We start from the raw sequence: 15,259 nt of genomic DNA, 5'->3' as shown, positions 1-15,259 counted from the left end.
CGCTTGCGGATTGGACATCTGCTTCATTCACACATTGGAAGGGCGGTTGAGTTTGGCGACCGCCGCCCAATCCATGTTATTTCAATGCCGCGCAGCGTAAATTGCTGCGCCCGTAAGGATCAGAATGACAATCAAAGCCGCGATCCAGATCGGCGAAAGAACCCACCACCATGACCAGTCGATGTAGCCTGTGAGTTTCAGACCAATGAAAAGGATCGTCAGCAAACCGCCGAAGCCAATACCGCCAGATGAACTGCTGCTCTTGTCGCTCATTTGATGCCCCTTAGTTGTTCGATTTGGCCGCGCTCTTTCTCGCGAGCTTGTGCCAGGAAATTGTAGACTCGGTATTCATCCATGCCCTTGATCTTGGCGATCACGTCTGTTCCGTGGCCCATTCTGAAGAGCCGGAGGACAGACAGTTTTGCCTCGTCTCGACAGATTTCCTCGTAGTCAGGCGCGGGAACATAGCTCAGGCTCATCACGCCACCTCACGAGCTGCGCGCTGTGTCTCGTGCATGTCTCTGTCGATGCCGAAGGCCATCTCTTGCTCAAGCTGGTCAGCGTCTTCGATCATGCTTTCCTGACTAGAGCGTCGGCTGAAATGCACAAGAAGGCCGACTGCCGAACCGATGAGGATCACGAATGCCCATAGAGCGTAGATCATTAGACTGTCTCCTCTATTGGAGCCGGAGCGGTCTTGAGCATGTCTGTGAAGATGGAAATATTGGTTGGCCGTATTGGCCTGAACCGGAAAGCACCGAATGCGCTTTCCCAATTCTCGCTAAATCCACATCTCGGGTGAAAATACATACGTTCCGGGTTTTTGATTTCGCAAAGACGAACGCACAAAGTCTCCGGCATAGGCGGGTAAAGAAACCCGATCTCTCTGATCGTATAAATCTCTCCCGCAACCGGGCCTATTTCATCGCCACGCCCAAGCCCATCAGTCAAAGACCAAGTATTGACGCACTGCACCTTGTCGCCAACTTTGGCCGTCTTGATCCACTCGCTCATGATCTATTCCCCCCTCTGTGCGGCTATTGCTGCTGCTATGATGGTGCGGAGAGCGAGACGGGCGGCTTCGATAATACGTTCCCTGCTGTAGCTCTCGTAGTGCTGGAGACGAGAGCCTGCCGCCTTCAAGACGGCTTCAGCAATCGCTTCGGCATCTTCAATCTCTTTGGGGATGTTGGGGGATTGGGGCATGGGTCACATCCCCTTCGCCGAAGCGGCAGCCGCAAAAATACTGAAGGCCATCGCACTGGCTCCGTAGAGCATGCGAGGAATTGGATGCTCTTCGCCATTCAGGCTAACTGCAATGCAGAATCCGGCGAGAATGCAGAATGCATGGCTCATGTCGTCGCGCTCCCTGTGGATGCTGTGGTCTCGGGGGCGGCCAAGAGCGTTCTCATGATGGCCCGCGCGTCTTCGAGAGCGTTGTGTGGAACCGCCGATGGCAGGAATTCCATGTCGGGCAACAGCACCGCAGTGCATGGGATGTGGAAGCTTTCCGAATGATCCTTGCCGGCGAACGTCTCGAAGAAATGGACGAGATCCGTGTACCAGTCGGCGAAGATGATGATGTCATCAAATTGCTCAAGGAAGGAGCGGAATTGCTGCCGAAATTCGCGTCGTTCGATCGGCTCTTGATTGAGCACCGGGTAGACATTCTCGTTCACCCACGTCTCAATGATGTCGGGCTGCGGAAGAACGCCGTACCATTCCCGCCCATCCTCAGCGACGAGCGCCATGGAGATAAGCTGTCCGCCAAAGCCGTTGAATTCACAGTCGACAGCGATGCGCATTTAGGCCCCCTTCGCAAATGGTACGACGTTGTTTTTGGCCTTGGTCGGCTTGCGATTGAACATCGCATTCCGCTCGCTCATTTCCGCTTTATAGGCCATTGTCTCTTCGGCGGTTGCCGGCACGAGATCGACAATTTCGTAGTGACGGATTTCGAAATCTCGCATGAATTTCTTCATGAGATACGCGGCGTAATCGTTCATGTTGCCAACGACCACGGCGCGCGTTCTGGAGTACCACTCCTGCTTTTCAACTCGCCCGTACAGTTCCCATTGCAGCAGACCGCAATAGGCCGGCGCGGATCTATTGTTGCTTATCTTGGAGACAACGCCGTTGCTGAATTTGGCTATGAGAACGGACATTCAAGCCCCCTGCTTCTTGGCGAGTTCGATGCAATGCTTCAGCCACGCGTAGTCATTGAGGTCTGCGAGCACTTGGGAGATCGTCAGCATTATCCCGTCCTTGAGAATTGCTGCGCCGTCCTCGCAGACGCCCTCGGTGTAGGTCTTCTTGATCTCAACCTTCTGCGCGAGAAAGGCGTTTGTGTTGGGTGCGGTCATGCGGGGGCTCCATTGGCCGGCGCCATCGACGCGAGCACGTCGAGAACGATGTCGTCTGTCGGGCCTTCGCCCCACTCGTCAGGCTCTTCGGCGGGGCGGAAATCGGTTTCATCCCAATTGCCTTTCCCCATGTTGCATTCGTCGCAGAGGATCTGAAGATTCGACTTTTCCAGCCGCAGTGCCCAATATTTCGAGATCGGCTTGATGTGATCAACGACGATCCGAACTGGCTTTCCAGCCGCGTCAAGCTGTCCGGGAGCCGCGCCGCAGCATTGGCACGACCTACCGAATTCCTTGATGACCTTCATGCGAAGCGTGCGCCATTCCCACGACTTGTAGAACTCGTCTTTTTCGGAGTGCTTAGGCGCATATCCGCCGCGGAGTTCCCAGAGGCGGACAGGCGTCGTCAACGACGCTGGAGGCCCCTTCTTTATCTTCACCCGCTTCGTGCGAGGCGTTCTGACCTTTTCCGCGCGCGGAAGCATCGTCGTGTCGCTAAGGACCGCATAGTCTGCTTGGCTTACCTTGGCGGCGGCGTAGAGATCTTCACGATTGACGCCGCTGATGATCTGCGCCTTGGCTTCTCGCGACATCGGCATCCATACCCGATAGATACGATCAAGCGCCTGAGTATAGCTTTCGCCATTCTCGCGGCGCATTCCAACCACGAAGTGGATCGCGTTCCAGAACGTTTCCTCTGTCTTGAAATAGCGCTTATGCAAACCGAACCGTCCAACGGACGCCTCGATCAAGCTCAACGTCCGGTTCATCACTGGCTTCGTCATGTGATAGCCGAGGAACTGAAGCTGCTTGCTCACGCCGCATTCTCCGCTTTGGTGTACCAATCGGTGACCGTCACCTTGCCGTCGGTTGCATCATGGATTTTGCGGATCATATCCGGCGACGGGAACCGATCCCCGCGCACATACCGGTTGATCGTCGCTTGCGTGACTCCGACCTTCTCGCCGAATGAAGCGTGCGAGAGTTTTGGGATCTGCGCTTTGATGAATTCTTCGAGGGTCATACCGAATACATACCAAATTGGCATGCATTTGCAAGCGCAAAATATACCATATTGGTTTTTGAAAATAATTCCATTCTGGAATAAAACAAATTCATGAGCAAACTCGCGCAGTTACGAGAGGCGAAGGGATTGTCGCAGCCGCAATTGGCGGCGCTGGCGAACACGTCTCAGCCGCAGATTTGGCGCTTGGAAAACAGCGAGCGAAAGCTATCGAAGGAATGGGCGGAACGGCTCGCTCCACATTTGGGTGTGCGCCCCGTCGATTTGCTGTTCGACAACGTCATGCTTTCGCCCGATCCGCCTGTCAGCAACATTCTGCCATTTGACTCGCCAAGCGAGAAGCCAAACGCTATAGTTCGCGGTCAAGTAGACAGCGGGACGAAGATGATCCCGGTCTATGGGCGTGCCGTTGGTGGCGTTGATGGCGAGTTTGATATGAACGGAAGTTTGCTTGGGCACGTGTTGGCCCCACCGTCGTTGGCTGGCATCAATGGTGTCTACGCTGTGCAGGTCTCAGGCGACAGCATGTCGCCCAGGTACGAGGACGGAGAGACCTGCTATATCGACCCGAAATATCGTGTGAAGCGCGGCGACTATGTCGTTGCCCAAATTCAGTTCGAGGAAGGTGGCCCATTGCTGGCCTTCGTGAAAAAGTTCTGCCGGCAGAATTCGCATGAATTGGTGCTTGAGCAGTTCAATCCGCCGAAGGAATTACGCTTCCCAGCAACGGCTGTCGTGACAGTCCACTATATCGCTCTGGCAGGAAATGCTTGAGGGCTTCCCCTCACCCTTCCTATTATTACCGTCTCAAGAGCAAACCATAAAAAAATAGAACTATCCGTCTATATCAGCTCCCGTCTATATAGGGTTGCTCCCCAGCAACATAAAATAGGTTGCTGGGGAGCAACATAAACATCAATCCGGCATCCGAATTCGGTAGACATTTCCGCCCCGTTTTCGCCTGTCTATTTCCATAAACCCCATACGCTCTGCTTCACCGATAGCCCGATTGACCGTCGTGCGCTCGCAGCCGACGTGCTTGCAGATATAGTCCATTCCAGCGAAGCAATATGGCCGGCTCGGCGTCATGAATGAGCCGATGAAAAGCAGCGCGAGGCGCTGGATCGGTGACATGTCGAGCTGCGTCACGCGCCGCACCCAGCGCCGCTGCATCCGAAGATACGGCGCTACCTCTGCAGGCGGATAAAGCTCAGACAATTCAGTGAGTCGCCGACTGTAATAATTCGGCGATGCCGGTTTGGTATTCGTTGCCATAAATTTTTATACCAATACGGTATTGACGTGTCCATACCAAATCGGTATTGTCTCTCCATCAGCCGCCGAACCCGACTACCCCCGGAAGCGGCTGAGACGGAACGGAAACGGAGAGACGGAAATGGCCAACTTCAAATACTTCAGCGGCGAGCATCAGCTCCAGGGCGTCTACCACGACGCTGGCAAGTTCTACGGCTACGTCTCGAAGGAAGATTTGAAGTTCGTCGCCGGCAAGGGCTGGATTGGTTACGTCCAGGCTGATCGCGTCATCGAGTACAAGTCCAACCCCTCGCGCCACGAATGCGATGCTCGGTGCCTGAACGCTACGGGCCGCATCATGAAGTGCGAATGCGCCTGCGGCGGAAAGAACCATGGCCGCGGCTCCTCGATCGTTTGCGAGGCCGCGTGATGAAGAAGCAAGAGCCCTATTGGGGATTCAAGGCAGCCGACATCCCCGAAGTGAGCGACCTGCCTTCAGGCGTCCTCAATGGCGATGAGAAGGCTTGGTCCTCTCTGTCGCCGGGATATCGCCGGACGATTTACCAGGAAGCAATCAAGCGCCTCAGCCCGAAGGTCGAGCAGGCACCTGTTTCCGAAGACGCTGAACGGCTCGCTCGGGCCGACACCATCCACAAGCAAAGCGAAATTCAAATAGCCGCGAGAGAAGCACTTTAGCGGGCAGATCGACACAGCCAGGAGGGCGATATGAAATTCGACGTATTGGACAGGTTTACCGGAGAAATCAAATTCACGGCGGAAATCGACTGCGACGCAAACGCGCTGCCGTCCGTGAAGCTTGGCATGGCGGTGAAGTGGGCGATTAAGGAAAAGGCCAACCTGAGCTACGCCAACCTGAGCTCCGCCGACCTGAGCTCCGCCGACCTGCGCTCCGCCAACCTGAGCTACGCCAACCTGAGCTCCGCCGACCTGAGCTACGCCAACCTGAGCTCCGCCGGCCTGCGCTCCGCCAACCTGATCTCCGCCAACCTGCGCTACGCCAACCTGAGCTCCGCCGACCTGAGCTCCGCCGACCTGCGCTCCGCCAACCTGAGCTCCGCCAACCTGAGCTCCGCCGACCTGAGCTACGCCAACCTGCGCTCCGCCAACCTGAGCTCCGCCGACCTGCGCTCCGCCAACCTGAGCTACGCCAACCTGAGCTCCGCCGACCTGAGCTACGCCAAGAATTCTGAATTGGCCGTTGCCATGACGCGCATCCTCCCTGAGGGCGACCTCATAGGTTGGAAGAAATGTCGCGAAGGCGTGATCGTCAAGCTCAAAATACCGGCAGAAGCAAAGCGTTCCCATGCATTCGGCAGGAAGTGCAGGGCTGAATTTGCCGATGTTATCGAAGTCATCGGCGGCGACAAGGGCATTTCCCTGCACGACGGCCAGACCGAGTACGCCGCCGGCCAGCGGGTCACTCCGGACGGCTTTGACGAGAACTGGTGCGACGAGTGCTCCAACGGCGTCCACTTCTTCATCACGAAGGAGGAGGCGGTCGCCTATGTCTAATAAGAAGTGCTCGACGTGCAAGGAAGAGCTTCCGACTTCTGAATCACTGGCTCGAAGCCGAAAGTTACACCTACTGACACCACCGCCCCTCTGAAACGAGGGTACGGCAGAAAGAGACGGAGAGAGACGATGGCACACTTCGCCAAAGATCGACAGACGACTATCCCGTTGAACGAGCGGATCGATTTGCTTGACGATCATGAGCGTGTCGAGCTGATCCACATGATCGATTATGCGGTCATCAACCAGCGCATCCACGAGCAACTTTACCAGCTTCATTCTCGCGGGCCTGTCTGGGACGGAGACGTCATCTCCAAGTCAGAACGCTCAGAGCTTCTCGACATTGGCGCATGCGCGAAGGTTTGCGTCAAGGGCGAGGACGGGTTCAACGCCTGCACCTATTTCGGTCGGTCGCTCCTCAGAATTTTCGATTGGCTCTACGGCCCTATGGGCGTCGACCAGAAGACTTCAGCCTGACCTACCCGCTTAAGGACACGACGATGTATCGCAACACCCATTTGAACATTCTGTCATCGATGGCTTCGCTGGCGATGCTCAGCTCGCTCATCCATCCACTGCCTGACTACGACTTCGGCAGGAAGCGCCCGCACGCTGCCAAGACCGGCAAGACCTATCCCCATTCATCCACCCGCCAGCGCGCCCGTTATGCACGGCAGATCGCGGCTGGGCAGTTGAAGTTCTGAGGACACGACGATGACCACGCTCACAGACCGCACAATCCATCTGAACCGCATAGCCTATGCCACAGCAACGGCCAAGGAAGCGTTTCTCCATAGCTGCGGCATGGAAGACGACCAGAAGGCAATCCGCGCGCTGGTGATCGAATTTGGCCGAAACCTTCGCGATCTGGTCGAGGTGTGCGTTGAAGATCATCGCGACCCGAAGGCCGAAGCATATCTCGCCGGCATTGAGAACGCAATCAACGACGAGGTCGACAACGAGTTTCACGACGCGATCACGGCTCGGGATGAAGAAGCCGAGGAACGCGCCGCCTCCCATTCTCATCGCCATGCCAATTCAGTGGCGAGAGCGGGGGTGCTGTGATGGCAACGTACACGAAAGGCCCGTGGAAATACATCGATGCGACCAAGGAAGCAAAATATCGCTTCGCTCCGACCTGCATCATCAAGGCCGGCGATAAGCAGATCGCCTCATTCAGTTGGAACGACAACAGCCCATGGTTTCCGACGCAACTCGAAAGCCAAGCAAATGCGCGCCTGATAGCCGCAGTTCCTGAAATGCTCGACGCGCTCAAGAGCCTTGACGCTTGGTGGCTGGAAAGCTTCCCAGGCGGCCCTGACGGAAATCGTGACTGGTGTGGCGGGCTCGGGAAAATTTCCGATGACACCTGCGACATCTGGAGGGTCATTCAATCTGCCATTGCCAAAGCTGAAGGCCGTTCCGTCCCCGCCCTCCCCGAAACCACAGACACGAGGGCGTGATGAGCGAACACACTCCCACGCCATGGACGATCAAGCGCGGATCAACTGGCCTTTCTGTTGGCATCCGAGGCGCAGATAATCGCCAGGTGGCAACGTCAAGCTGGCACGATAGCAGCACTCATTACCCGACTGAGGCTGTGACGATCGCCAACTTCGAATCAATCATTCAGGCGGTCAATACTTACGATCTGGTGTGCGCATCGATCAAACGGCGGATGGAGCGGTGCGCCGAAGCCGGCAGCATGGCGGCTTACAATCAATTGGCCGATCTATGGAATGAGATCTTCTTCGCTGAGCCTCCCGCCCCTCCCATCCAGAAGCGGAGGACGGACAATGACTGAGCACCAGATCGTCTCCGACGAGACCCTGAAGCATGCGCAGAGGGCAATGCTTGATGCTGAATATAACTATAACTCAGACGCCTATAGGATGACCACCGAGCAGTTCAATTGCTTCGTGCATTTGATCCATGAACTCGAACAGTCAGGTTTGTCCGTCTCGCTCCCCTCCCTCCAGGAGATAGCAGAGAAGGATGCGAGGATAGAACGGCTGGAGGCACTTCTCAGGCCGTTTGCCAAGGAAGCCGGCGAATACGCTGAAACTTGGCCGGATGGCATGCGCTCGAAACCTACTAAATTCAATCTCGGGGATCTGCGCCGGGCGCGCGCCGCTCTTAGCAATACGGAGACGAACAATGGCTGAGCGTCTACCGAACCGGTACGGGAGCGCCTTCGTCGATAAGACCGATGAAGAGGACGCAGCAGACTGGAAAACTTGGCTGGAATTGTCCGAGGAAGAACAGGACCGCGAACTAGACGCCGCCGTGCGTGAGCACAACGAATGGTGGGGCACTCTCACCGAGAGCGAACAATACGCCATCAGCCGGCGCAGTTCACTTCGCTCCTGCATCTCGTCACGCCACCTCATGAAGCAAACCGGTTTGACCATGTTTACCGGGAATCTTCGCAGCGCTCAGAAGAGGCTCTTAAAGCTTCGGATGTCGCACTATCACGGCATGGAGGTATCAGATGCATAGCCCCCTCACCGATATAGTGGCCAGCGGCCATAGCACCTACAGCGCGCCGCAGATCGAAGGTTACACGCCGCCAGTCATCAACCTGGACGGATATAGCAAGGCTGACCTGGTCGAGACTATGAAAGACCGCAGGCGCTTCATAGACAAGGCTATCACAGCCTGCCTCATAGTGCCGCTCTTGATGGCGAATGTCATACTATACGGGATGCTGTTCATGAACAAGGCAGCGGAGAACATCCACGAATATAACATTGCTCAGGGGGATCAGTGACAATGGCGCAGGAACCATTTTGCTTTGTTGCTGAAAAAGAGGGCCGCTGCTTTGGCGTCTGCACAGGCGAGCAGGAATATCTCGACGATTTTTACCATGATTTCGTTGGCTTCCAGATCCGGCCGATCGCCTCGTCAGAGGAATATCAGGAATACATCGCCGCGACGCCTTTCGGCTCTCGTGAAGAGGAGGCCTGACACATGACCGACACACCAGAACACCTTCGCCTCTTCGCAAAGCTGGCTCTTGAAGATGCTTCATACTGGCGCGAACAGGCAGAGCAATATCCGCAGCGCAGGAATGAATATCTCGCCAAGGCAGAGCAGAGAGAGGCCGATAGCCGGTTCTATTCGGACAAGGCAGATCGCGATGAAGCTTGGCTTTGGACGGATGATTACGCACTGGAGGCGGCAGAATGAACACCACAGCACTAGCAGAAAACCCACGTGCCGTTCTTGGAGGCAACAATCCTCCAGAGCCAACACCTTTTGACCTGTCGAAGACAGCAATAGCCGATCTGTATGGCGAAGCCAAGCTCTGGCTTGACGGAACTCCTGTCGAGACCCAGGAGCAGGCAGACGCGGTGAACACGCTCAAGGCAAAGATCAAGGAAGCAAAGAGCCGGGCCGAGGAAGCGCGCGAGAAAGAGATCAAGCCTCACCAGGAGACAGTCAAGGAAGTCCAGGATCGGTATAACCAACTCATCGGCAAAAACAAGTCGGTGACCGGTTTGGCGCTGAAGGCTGAAGATGCCTGCAATGCAGCTCTCCTGCCGTTTCTGAAGAAGCTGGAAGAGGAACAGCGAGAGGCGGCACGCCTAGCCCGCGAAGAGGCCGAACGCAAACAGCAGGAAGCCCTTGCCGCAATGCGCGAGCGTGACGCCGCCAACCTCGAACAGCGCGAGATTGCCGAGCAGTTGGTCAAGGAGGCGAAGCAGGCCGAGGAAGCCGCCAGGAAGGCTGAGAACGTCAAGGCGCACGCCAAGGGCGACGGACGCGCCACGGGCCTCAGGACCGTCTACAAGGCCGTTGTAGAGGACGCCAGAGAGGCGGCGGCGTGGGTCTGGAAGGAGCGCAATACCGAACTAATGGAGTTCGTCCAGGATCAAGCCGACAAGGCTGTGCGTGCCGGGGCGAAATCGATCCGGGGCTTCAAAATCATTGAGGACAAGGTGCTATGAAGGCCAAGACCATCAAGAAGGTCATCCGCGCCAAGGTGGATGAATGGGTCGCCTCTATCGAGGACGAAGCCGTTCGCAATCTGGCAGAGAAGAATACCATCGTCACTGGCGGGTGTATCGCCTCTATGCTTCTTAGCGAGCCAGTCAATGATTTTGATCTCTACTTTGCCAATAAAGAGACAACGATGGCCGTGGCGCAATATTACGTCAAGCGCTTCGACCCGAAGAACAAAGCAGGCGTGTCAGTCCCGATCTTCGTTGACGACAACGAAGGCCGCGTGCGCATCGTCGTCAAGTCAGCCGGCATCGCTGGCGAGGATGGGGCGGCACAGCCATACGAGTACTTCGAGAGCCAGCCAGAGGACGCAGGCGGCAATTACGTTGGCGAAGTTCTAGGCGATGCGGGAGACATCGAGGAGGCGCGGGAAGAAGCGCACGAAATGGCCATCGAATCAGACAACGACGGCAAGCCGAGATACAGGCCAGTCTTCCTTTCGACCAACGCCATAACTTTGAGCCAACGCGTCCAGATCGTTCTACGCTTCTTCGGCAGCGCAGACCAGATCCACGAGAACTACGATTATGTCCACTGCACCAATTATTGGACGAGCAAAGATGACGAACTTGTCCTTAGGCAGCCGGCGCTTGAGAGCCTGTTGGCGCGTGAGTTGCGCTATGTCGGCAGCAAGTACCCCATCTGCTCGGTAATTCGTCTGCGGAAATTCATCAAGCGCGGGTGGTCGGTCAACGCTGGGCAAATCCTCAAGATGATGCTGCAAATCAGCGAACTTGACCTGAAGGACCACAAGGTTCTGCAGGACCAATTGACCGGCGTTGATGCGGCCTACTTCGTCCAACTCGTTTCCAAGATCAAAGAGAAAGACCCTGAAAAGGTGGATTCCGCCTACCTGGTCGAAATCATCGATAGGATGTTCTGATGGCAAGCTTCAGCGACACGCAGATTTCAGCACTGAAGGCGCCGCTTTCAAGCGCCAATGTCAAGATCCGCGAGCAAGGGAAATCGAAGCTGAGCTATATCGAAGCTTGGCATGCAATCGACGAGGCGAACCGTATTTTCGGATTCGACGCGTGGGACCGAGAAACGATCGATTATAAGTGCGTGGTCGAGCGCCAGAGGAAAATCGGCCAAGGCCAGTATGAGCGTGACGGCTGGGGCGTAACCTATACAGCAAAGGTCCGCGTCACGGTCGGCAGCATCGTTCGCGAAGGCTCTGGCGCCGGTCATGGAATAGACGCTGATCTTGGCCTTGCACATGAGAGCGCACTCAAGGAGGCTGAATCTGACGCGATGAAACGCGCCCTCATGACGTTCGGTAATCCGTTTGGCTTGGCTCTCTACGACAAGACACAAACAAACGTTGCGGACGCCGCCGAAATCGCCCGCAATGAGGCTCTGGAGAGCCTGTGGACGGAACTGTGCAGCATTCGCACGGATGCCGGTCTCAGGAGCTTCTGGACGGACAACGCCAAGTCTGTCGGCAAGATGGACGAATTCAACCGCCAGCGCTTCACCAAGAAGAAAGATGAACTCAAGGCGAAGTTCGAAGACGATCACTTCCCGGGAGATACCGATATCACAGACGCGGGTGGCCGTCGTCTTCACACTATGGAGGCTTAATTGGCAGGCAGTGTAAACAAGGTAATTCTGGTCGGCAATGTCGGCGCTGATCCTGAGATCAGGAGAACACAAGACGGTCGGCCGATCGCAAATCTGCGGGTTGCTACGTCGGAGCAATGGCGCGATTCAAACACTGGCGAGAAGCGCGAAAAAACAGAATGGCACACTATCGTCGTGTTCAACGAAGGTCTGTGCAAGGTCGTGGAACAGTACGTCAAGAAGGGCGCAAAGCTCTACGTTGAAGGGCAGCTTCAGACCCGTAAATGGCAGGACCAGGGCGGCAATGATCGCTACTCGACGGAAGTCGTTCTCCAGGGTTTCAACTCGACGCTGACCATGCTCGACAGCAATAACAGCAGTGAGCAACCGTCACGATCTGGCGGCGATTATGCCAGCGCCAGCGGTCGCGATAAGCCGAAGCAAAACCCCGTCAAAGACGATCGCCAGTTCATGGATGACATGAACGACGAGATCCCCTTCTGAGGAAATCACCATGGCGCAAACTGTAATCCTTGCCGGCAAATCTCAACGCCTGTTTGCCAAGTCTCTCATAGATGCGGCGCCAGCTATGGCAGTCGTGTCGGTCAAGGAGGCAAAGCGCTCCGACATTCAAAACGACAAAATGTGGGCCATGCTTTCGGATGTGAGCCGCTCGAAGCCTGAAGGAAGGCGCTGGACACCCGAGACATGGAAGGCCGCGTTTATGCACGCTCTAGGCCATCAGGTTCAGTTCTGTGAGGGTTTGGACGATAGCGGGCCATTCCCTCTGGGATTTCGCTCCTCGAAGCTGACAGTGCGCCAAATGGCCGATCTGATCACATGCATTTACGAGTACGGCGATCGACACGGCGTCGTCTGGAAAGAACCGGTCAAATCGGAAGAACACGAAGCAGCTTAGTTCCGGCCCGCCTGCCGGATGCCAGCGGGGCGTCAGCGCTCACCCTCCCGAGAAACCACCGAGGGGCTCCGCTGGCAACATCAATTCGAGAAGGAACGCGAGATGAGCGAGACAGCATACACAAAAGGCCCTTGGTTTGTCGCAGGCACTCGCAGGAAAATGGATGGTGGCCATTGGCACGATGTGAACCGTTACGACGAGACGAAAAAACGAGACGAGAATATTGCCTGCGTTGGATATGACCCGAGAACCGGTATGGGCTTAACAGACGCTAGATTGATCGCAGCCGCGCCGGATCTACTAGAAAACCTGAAGCGCGTGACCGAGCATTTAGAGGCGTGGGCGCAGGGTCACTCGCTCGAATCCACATGCGAGACAATGGCTGCGCTATATTGCGCCCACGAGGCTATAAGAAAGGCAGAGGTTCGGTCATGATCCCCTCCGATCTCATCCGCCGCATTCTCCGCCAATGGCAAATATGGAGAGACAAGAGAACAGCAGAGGCAAACTATCACCGGCTGCTCAAGACCAATCCCGAACTGCGCTGCTTCGACCAGGCAGAGAACGACGCCGTCAAGAAGCACAAGCCCGTCGAACACATCAGGCAGGCGAAGAAAGATTACATGACTGCGCTTTTGAGAGGCCATGGCAATGGCTGACATTCTCGCCCGCAGCAGAACCGACGAACTCAGCAGTGCGCTATGGCGATTGATTTATATCGTCATCCCGGAGCTTGTCGACGGCGGCAAGCATACGCCTGAGACATTGCTCGAACTATCGCAGATCGAATCCTCTTGGTATGCGCCGTGTCCTCGCCAATGTAACGGCCGACCTGATTCATTCTCGGTTGGGGAGTGTGTTGAGGCAGGAGAATGCGGATGCTCTTGCGGCGAGCGTTTGCATGAGGCCCGCGCCGCCGGTATCGAAGTCATGGAGGTGCGGTGATGCAGGAGCTTCAAGAACACCTTGACCGCTTCTACTGGCGCAATGGGCCATGCTGCGCCGGCTGCGATTGGTGGCGAGCGATCTCGTCCATGGTAGGCGATTGCACCCGGTCGGCGCCGGTATCTGGCCAAGAACGCATGGCCGTGCTTGGCTTCAGCCAAAGCTTTCCGCCGATCGCCGCCGGCCATGTCGTCACCAAGCGAGAGCACGTCTGCGGCGAGTTCAAGGACGAATTCGATTGGTCGACATTGCCGTTGCCGTACCGCAAGAGCGTGGGGGCGCGGGTCTGATGCGCTCGGTCGACGAATGGATCGGCCGCAATGACGATGCGATGCCCACGGACGCCTGCAAGCGTCGAGTTCTCGAGCGGCAGGGCTGGAAGTGCGCGATCAGCGGCGTTGACTTCCGCGACGGCGTGAAAGCCGAATTCGACCACATCACGCCGCTTTGGCTTGGTGGCGAAAACCGGGAATCCAATCTCCAAGCGATCACCAGAAAAGCTCATCAGGCGAAAACCCGCACCGAGGCGACTGTTCGCGCCAAGGTCAACGCCAATCAGATCAAGCGCGTACTCGGCAAGAAGAAATCCAGCCTGTCGAATCCCCGCTTCAAAAAGAAGATGGACGGCACCGTGATTGACCGACGCACAGGAGAAATCGTGTCATGACCGCAGAAGACCTACCAGAGCCGGCGGCGTGGCGCTACGACATCGCAGATTACGGGCCATGGTGTTCACCGGAGAAGCCGGAGCCATCGCTCAAGGTGTCGAACGTGACCGAGCTTTTCACCCTCGATCAATTCCTAGCCGAACGACAACGCGCCGAAAGGGCTGAAGAAGACCTCCGCATAGCCCAAGGCAATACAGACGCGGCTATCTCGGATTACAATGAGGCGCTGGCTCGGATCAAGGAAGCAGAGGCGGTCATAAAGCGCCAAGGGCAGGCTTTGCGAGTTTTAGCGGATGCCGTGTTCAACGACAATTTCGATATGACGGTCAGCGTGCCGCTTCCAAGCTCGGAAGAATGCATTGCGGCATATTTCGCTGAACGCGCTGCGGAAAAATGGTTAGGAGAAAAGCCGTGATCACCGACAAAATGGTAGATGCAGCTCTTGCCGCCTTCACCAAGGTCATTAACGAGCCGATCATGCTCAAGTGCGAGCGCTGCGATGGACGCGGCTATCATCATGGCTTTGGAGAGAACGGCCACGATCCAGATTGGTGTGAGATTTGCGGTGGATGCCAATTTGTCGGCGTGCCCGGAGAAGAGGCAAGAGCAATCCGAGCCGCCCTCGAATCCGCGCTCGCGGCACAAGCCGCGGCGGTGAAGCCGATCAAGGCAAAATGGGTCGGTGATGATAGGCTTCATGAAAATTCAGAAGTCGAAATCCTTGCCTCCGATCCGGCAGATCCAAATGTACCGGCGCGGATGGCGATATGGGTTCGCTCCTGGCCTGAAGCTCGTTCCCACCCAGTATATCGATCTTGCGACCTATGCGACGTCGAGCTTGTCGATGAGGCTGATTATGACCGTCTATGCCCACAGGCAGAGCAGCAGGAAGGCGACAGCACATGAAGCTCATCCACCGCCTATATCCAGGCGAATGCCCGTATTGCCTAAAGCCGGACGGCTCCTCGCTTGGTTCTTCGGCACG

General features: G+C 56.2%; 37 protein-coding genes. 26 read left to right on the top strand and 11 right to left on the bottom strand.

What is annotated here, in order from left to right; all coding sequences use genetic code 11:
• Nucleotides 1-81 precede the first annotated feature (81 nt).
• The 10 genes from AC1DYF_RS00505 to AC1DYF_RS00460 all read right to left on the bottom strand — a co-directional run bounded on the left by AC1DYF_RS00505 (nt 82) and on the right by AC1DYF_RS00460 (nt 3,387).
• A complete protein-coding gene (locus AC1DYF_RS00505; protein ID WP_477874119.1) occupies nt 82-273 on the bottom strand; it encodes a hypothetical protein in 192 nt (63 codons plus the stop codon).
• Nucleotides 270-479, bottom strand: a complete 210-nt coding sequence (locus AC1DYF_RS00500) for a hypothetical protein (protein ID WP_477874117.1) — start codon at nt 477-479, stop codon at nt 270-272. The genes AC1DYF_RS00505 and AC1DYF_RS00500 overlap by 4 nt, the downstream gene beginning before the upstream one ends.
• On the bottom strand, nt 479-664 hold the full coding sequence (locus tag AC1DYF_RS00495; RefSeq protein WP_477874115.1) for a hypothetical protein: 186 nt from the start codon (nt 662-664) through the stop codon (nt 479-481). Before AC1DYF_RS00495 ends, AC1DYF_RS00500 begins: the two co-directional genes overlap by 1 nt.
• Nucleotides 664-1,014, bottom strand: a complete 351-nt coding sequence (locus AC1DYF_RS00490) for a hypothetical protein (protein WP_477874113.1) — start codon at nt 1,012-1,014, stop codon at nt 664-666. The genes AC1DYF_RS00495 and AC1DYF_RS00490 overlap by 1 nt, the downstream gene beginning before the upstream one ends.
• Nucleotides 1,015-1,209: 195 nt before the next feature.
• Nucleotides 1,210-1,356 carry a hypothetical protein gene (locus AC1DYF_RS00485; protein ID WP_477874111.1) on the bottom strand — a complete coding sequence of 49 codons (147 nt, stop codon included), beginning with the start codon at nt 1,354-1,356 and terminating at the stop codon, nt 1,210-1,212.
• Nucleotides 1,353-1,805 carry a hypothetical protein gene (locus AC1DYF_RS00480; protein WP_477874109.1) on the bottom strand — a complete coding sequence of 151 codons (453 nt, stop codon included), beginning with the start codon at nt 1,803-1,805 and terminating at the stop codon, nt 1,353-1,355. The genes AC1DYF_RS00485 and AC1DYF_RS00480 overlap by 4 nt, the downstream gene beginning before the upstream one ends.
• Nucleotides 1,806-2,165 (bottom strand): hypothetical protein, encoded by a 360-nt coding sequence (locus tag AC1DYF_RS00475; protein ID WP_477874107.1) that lies wholly within the window; start codon nt 2,163-2,165, stop codon nt 1,806-1,808. It abuts the gene before it with no gap.
• Nucleotides 2,166-2,363 (bottom strand): hypothetical protein, encoded by a 198-nt coding sequence (locus tag AC1DYF_RS00470; protein ID WP_477874105.1) that lies wholly within the window; start codon nt 2,361-2,363, stop codon nt 2,166-2,168.
• Nucleotides 2,360-3,115 (bottom strand): HNH endonuclease, encoded by a 756-nt coding sequence (locus tag AC1DYF_RS00465; protein ID WP_477874103.1) that lies wholly within the window; start codon nt 3,113-3,115, stop codon nt 2,360-2,362. Before AC1DYF_RS00465 ends, AC1DYF_RS00470 begins: the two co-directional genes overlap by 4 nt.
• 62 nt (nt 3,116-3,177) lie before the next feature.
• Nucleotides 3,178-3,387 carry a helix-turn-helix domain-containing protein gene (locus AC1DYF_RS00460; RefSeq protein ID WP_477874101.1) on the bottom strand — a complete coding sequence of 70 codons (210 nt, stop codon included), beginning with the start codon at nt 3,385-3,387 and terminating at the stop codon, nt 3,178-3,180.
• 93 nt (nt 3,388-3,480) lie between these two features.
• Between AC1DYF_RS00460 and AC1DYF_RS00455 the strand changes: the two genes are divergently transcribed.
• Nucleotides 3,481-4,161: an XRE family transcriptional regulator gene (locus AC1DYF_RS00455; protein WP_477874099.1), complete on the top strand. Its 681-nt coding sequence runs from the start codon at nt 3,481-3,483 to the stop codon at nt 4,159-4,161.
• 141 nt (nt 4,162-4,302) lie between these two features.
• On the opposite strand, the gene AC1DYF_RS00450 is transcribed toward AC1DYF_RS00455, so the two are convergent.
• A complete protein-coding gene (locus AC1DYF_RS00450; RefSeq protein WP_477874097.1) occupies nt 4,303-4,662 on the bottom strand; it encodes a helix-turn-helix domain-containing protein in 360 nt (119 codons plus the stop codon).
• Nucleotides 4,663-4,783: 121 nt separating this feature from the next.
• On the opposite strand from AC1DYF_RS00450, the gene AC1DYF_RS00445 reads away from it, so the two are divergent.
• The 25 genes from AC1DYF_RS00445 to AC1DYF_RS00325 all read left to right on the top strand — a co-directional run bounded on the left by AC1DYF_RS00445 (nt 4,784) and on the right by AC1DYF_RS00325 (nt 15,180).
• Complete coding sequence (locus tag AC1DYF_RS00445; protein ID WP_477874096.1) at nt 4,784-5,071, top strand: hypothetical protein; 288 nt, start codon at nt 4,784-4,786, stop codon at nt 5,069-5,071.
• The gene (locus tag AC1DYF_RS00440) at nt 5,071-5,337 is read left to right on the top strand and encodes a hypothetical protein (RefSeq protein WP_477874094.1); all 267 of its coding nucleotides are present in this window, start codon (nt 5,071-5,073) and stop codon (nt 5,335-5,337) included. Before AC1DYF_RS00445 ends, AC1DYF_RS00440 begins: the two co-directional genes overlap by 1 nt.
• A 30-nt stretch (nt 5,338-5,367) precedes the next feature.
• Nucleotides 5,368-6,174, top strand: coding sequence for a pentapeptide repeat-containing protein (locus tag AC1DYF_RS00435; protein ID WP_477874092.1), 807 nt, complete (start codon nt 5,368-5,370; stop codon nt 6,172-6,174).
• A 129-nt stretch (nt 6,175-6,303) separates the two neighbouring features.
• The gene (locus tag AC1DYF_RS00430) at nt 6,304-6,651 is read left to right on the top strand and encodes a hypothetical protein (RefSeq protein WP_477874090.1); all 348 of its coding nucleotides are present in this window, start codon (nt 6,304-6,306) and stop codon (nt 6,649-6,651) included.
• A 23-nt stretch (nt 6,652-6,674) separates the two neighbouring features.
• Entirely contained in the window at nt 6,675-6,878 is a 204-nt protein-coding gene (locus tag AC1DYF_RS00425; RefSeq protein ID WP_477874088.1) for a hypothetical protein, read from the top strand.
• Between the two features lie 10 nt (nt 6,879-6,888).
• Nucleotides 6,889-7,239 carry a hypothetical protein gene (locus AC1DYF_RS00420; protein ID WP_477874086.1) on the top strand — a complete coding sequence of 117 codons (351 nt, stop codon included), beginning with the start codon at nt 6,889-6,891 and terminating at the stop codon, nt 7,237-7,239.
• Nucleotides 7,239-7,637, top strand: a complete 399-nt coding sequence (locus AC1DYF_RS00415) for a hypothetical protein (RefSeq protein ID WP_477874084.1) — start codon at nt 7,239-7,241, stop codon at nt 7,635-7,637. Before AC1DYF_RS00420 ends, AC1DYF_RS00415 begins: the two co-directional genes overlap by 1 nt.
• Nucleotides 7,637-7,978, top strand: a complete 342-nt coding sequence (locus tag AC1DYF_RS00410) for a hypothetical protein (RefSeq protein WP_477874082.1) — start codon at nt 7,637-7,639, stop codon at nt 7,976-7,978. The genes AC1DYF_RS00415 and AC1DYF_RS00410 overlap by 1 nt, the downstream gene beginning before the upstream one ends.
• Nucleotides 7,971-8,339 carry a hypothetical protein gene (locus tag AC1DYF_RS00405; RefSeq protein ID WP_477874080.1) on the top strand — a complete coding sequence of 123 codons (369 nt, stop codon included), beginning with the start codon at nt 7,971-7,973 and terminating at the stop codon, nt 8,337-8,339. The genes AC1DYF_RS00410 and AC1DYF_RS00405 overlap by 8 nt, the downstream gene beginning before the upstream one ends.
• Complete coding sequence (locus AC1DYF_RS00400) at nt 8,332-8,673, top strand: hypothetical protein (protein WP_477874078.1); 342 nt, start codon at nt 8,332-8,334, stop codon at nt 8,671-8,673. The genes AC1DYF_RS00405 and AC1DYF_RS00400 overlap by 8 nt, the downstream gene beginning before the upstream one ends.
• Nucleotides 8,666-8,944, top strand: coding sequence for a hypothetical protein (locus tag AC1DYF_RS00395; RefSeq protein ID WP_477874077.1), 279 nt, complete (start codon nt 8,666-8,668; stop codon nt 8,942-8,944). Before AC1DYF_RS00400 ends, AC1DYF_RS00395 begins: the two co-directional genes overlap by 8 nt.
• 2 nt (nt 8,945-8,946) lie before the next feature.
• On the top strand, nt 8,947-9,141 hold the full coding sequence (locus AC1DYF_RS00390; RefSeq protein WP_477874075.1) for a hypothetical protein: 195 nt from the start codon (nt 8,947-8,949) through the stop codon (nt 9,139-9,141).
• 3 nt (nt 9,142-9,144) lie between these two features.
• Nucleotides 9,145-9,363 (top strand): hypothetical protein, encoded by a 219-nt coding sequence (locus tag AC1DYF_RS00385; RefSeq protein WP_477874073.1) that lies wholly within the window; start codon nt 9,145-9,147, stop codon nt 9,361-9,363.
• Complete coding sequence (locus tag AC1DYF_RS00380) at nt 9,360-10,124, top strand: hypothetical protein (protein ID WP_477874071.1); 765 nt, start codon at nt 9,360-9,362, stop codon at nt 10,122-10,124. Before AC1DYF_RS00385 ends, AC1DYF_RS00380 begins: the two co-directional genes overlap by 4 nt.
• Complete coding sequence (locus AC1DYF_RS00375) at nt 10,121-11,062, top strand: Gabija anti-defense Gad2 family protein (RefSeq protein ID WP_477874069.1); 942 nt, start codon at nt 10,121-10,123, stop codon at nt 11,060-11,062. Before AC1DYF_RS00380 ends, AC1DYF_RS00375 begins: the two co-directional genes overlap by 4 nt.
• On the top strand, nt 11,062-11,763 hold the full coding sequence (locus AC1DYF_RS00370) for a Rad52/Rad22 family DNA repair protein (protein ID WP_477874067.1): 702 nt from the start codon (nt 11,062-11,064) through the stop codon (nt 11,761-11,763). Before AC1DYF_RS00375 ends, AC1DYF_RS00370 begins: the two co-directional genes overlap by 1 nt.
• Nucleotides 11,764-12,246, top strand: coding sequence for a single-stranded DNA-binding protein (locus AC1DYF_RS00365; protein WP_477874065.1), 483 nt, complete (start codon nt 11,764-11,766; stop codon nt 12,244-12,246).
• 10 nt (nt 12,247-12,256) lie between these two features.
• Nucleotides 12,257-12,661 (top strand): recombination protein NinB, encoded by a 405-nt coding sequence (locus AC1DYF_RS00360; protein ID WP_477874063.1) that lies wholly within the window; start codon nt 12,257-12,259, stop codon nt 12,659-12,661.
• A gap of 102 nt (nt 12,662-12,763) precedes the next feature.
• Nucleotides 12,764-13,096, top strand: a complete 333-nt coding sequence (locus AC1DYF_RS00355; RefSeq protein ID WP_477874061.1) for a hypothetical protein — start codon at nt 12,764-12,766, stop codon at nt 13,094-13,096.
• Nucleotides 13,093-13,320 (top strand): hypothetical protein, encoded by a 228-nt coding sequence (locus AC1DYF_RS00350; protein ID WP_477874059.1) that lies wholly within the window; start codon nt 13,093-13,095, stop codon nt 13,318-13,320. The genes AC1DYF_RS00355 and AC1DYF_RS00350 overlap by 4 nt, the downstream gene beginning before the upstream one ends.
• A complete protein-coding gene (locus tag AC1DYF_RS00345; RefSeq protein ID WP_477874057.1) occupies nt 13,313-13,606 on the top strand; it encodes a hypothetical protein in 294 nt (97 codons plus the stop codon). The genes AC1DYF_RS00350 and AC1DYF_RS00345 overlap by 8 nt, the downstream gene beginning before the upstream one ends.
• Nucleotides 13,606-13,896, top strand: a complete 291-nt coding sequence (locus tag AC1DYF_RS00340; protein ID WP_477874055.1) for a hypothetical protein — start codon at nt 13,606-13,608, stop codon at nt 13,894-13,896. The genes AC1DYF_RS00345 and AC1DYF_RS00340 overlap by 1 nt, the downstream gene beginning before the upstream one ends.
• Nucleotides 13,845-14,273: an HNH endonuclease gene (locus AC1DYF_RS00335; RefSeq protein ID WP_477874053.1), complete on the top strand. Its 429-nt coding sequence runs from the start codon at nt 13,845-13,847 to the stop codon at nt 14,271-14,273. Before AC1DYF_RS00340 ends, AC1DYF_RS00335 begins: the two co-directional genes overlap by 52 nt.
• Nucleotides 14,270-14,689, top strand: a complete 420-nt coding sequence (locus AC1DYF_RS00330) for a hypothetical protein (protein ID WP_477874051.1) — start codon at nt 14,270-14,272, stop codon at nt 14,687-14,689. The genes AC1DYF_RS00335 and AC1DYF_RS00330 overlap by 4 nt, the downstream gene beginning before the upstream one ends.
• The gene (locus AC1DYF_RS00325) at nt 14,686-15,180 is read left to right on the top strand and encodes a hypothetical protein (protein ID WP_477874049.1); all 495 of its coding nucleotides are present in this window, start codon (nt 14,686-14,688) and stop codon (nt 15,178-15,180) included. Before AC1DYF_RS00330 ends, AC1DYF_RS00325 begins: the two co-directional genes overlap by 4 nt.
• Nucleotides 15,181-15,259 lie beyond the last annotated feature (79 nt).

Source organism: Rhizobium sp. P2_G9 (assembly GCF_056403475.1).
Note: the sequence above shows the minus strand (reverse complement) of the source record. Positions and strands in the feature narration are given on the sequence as shown.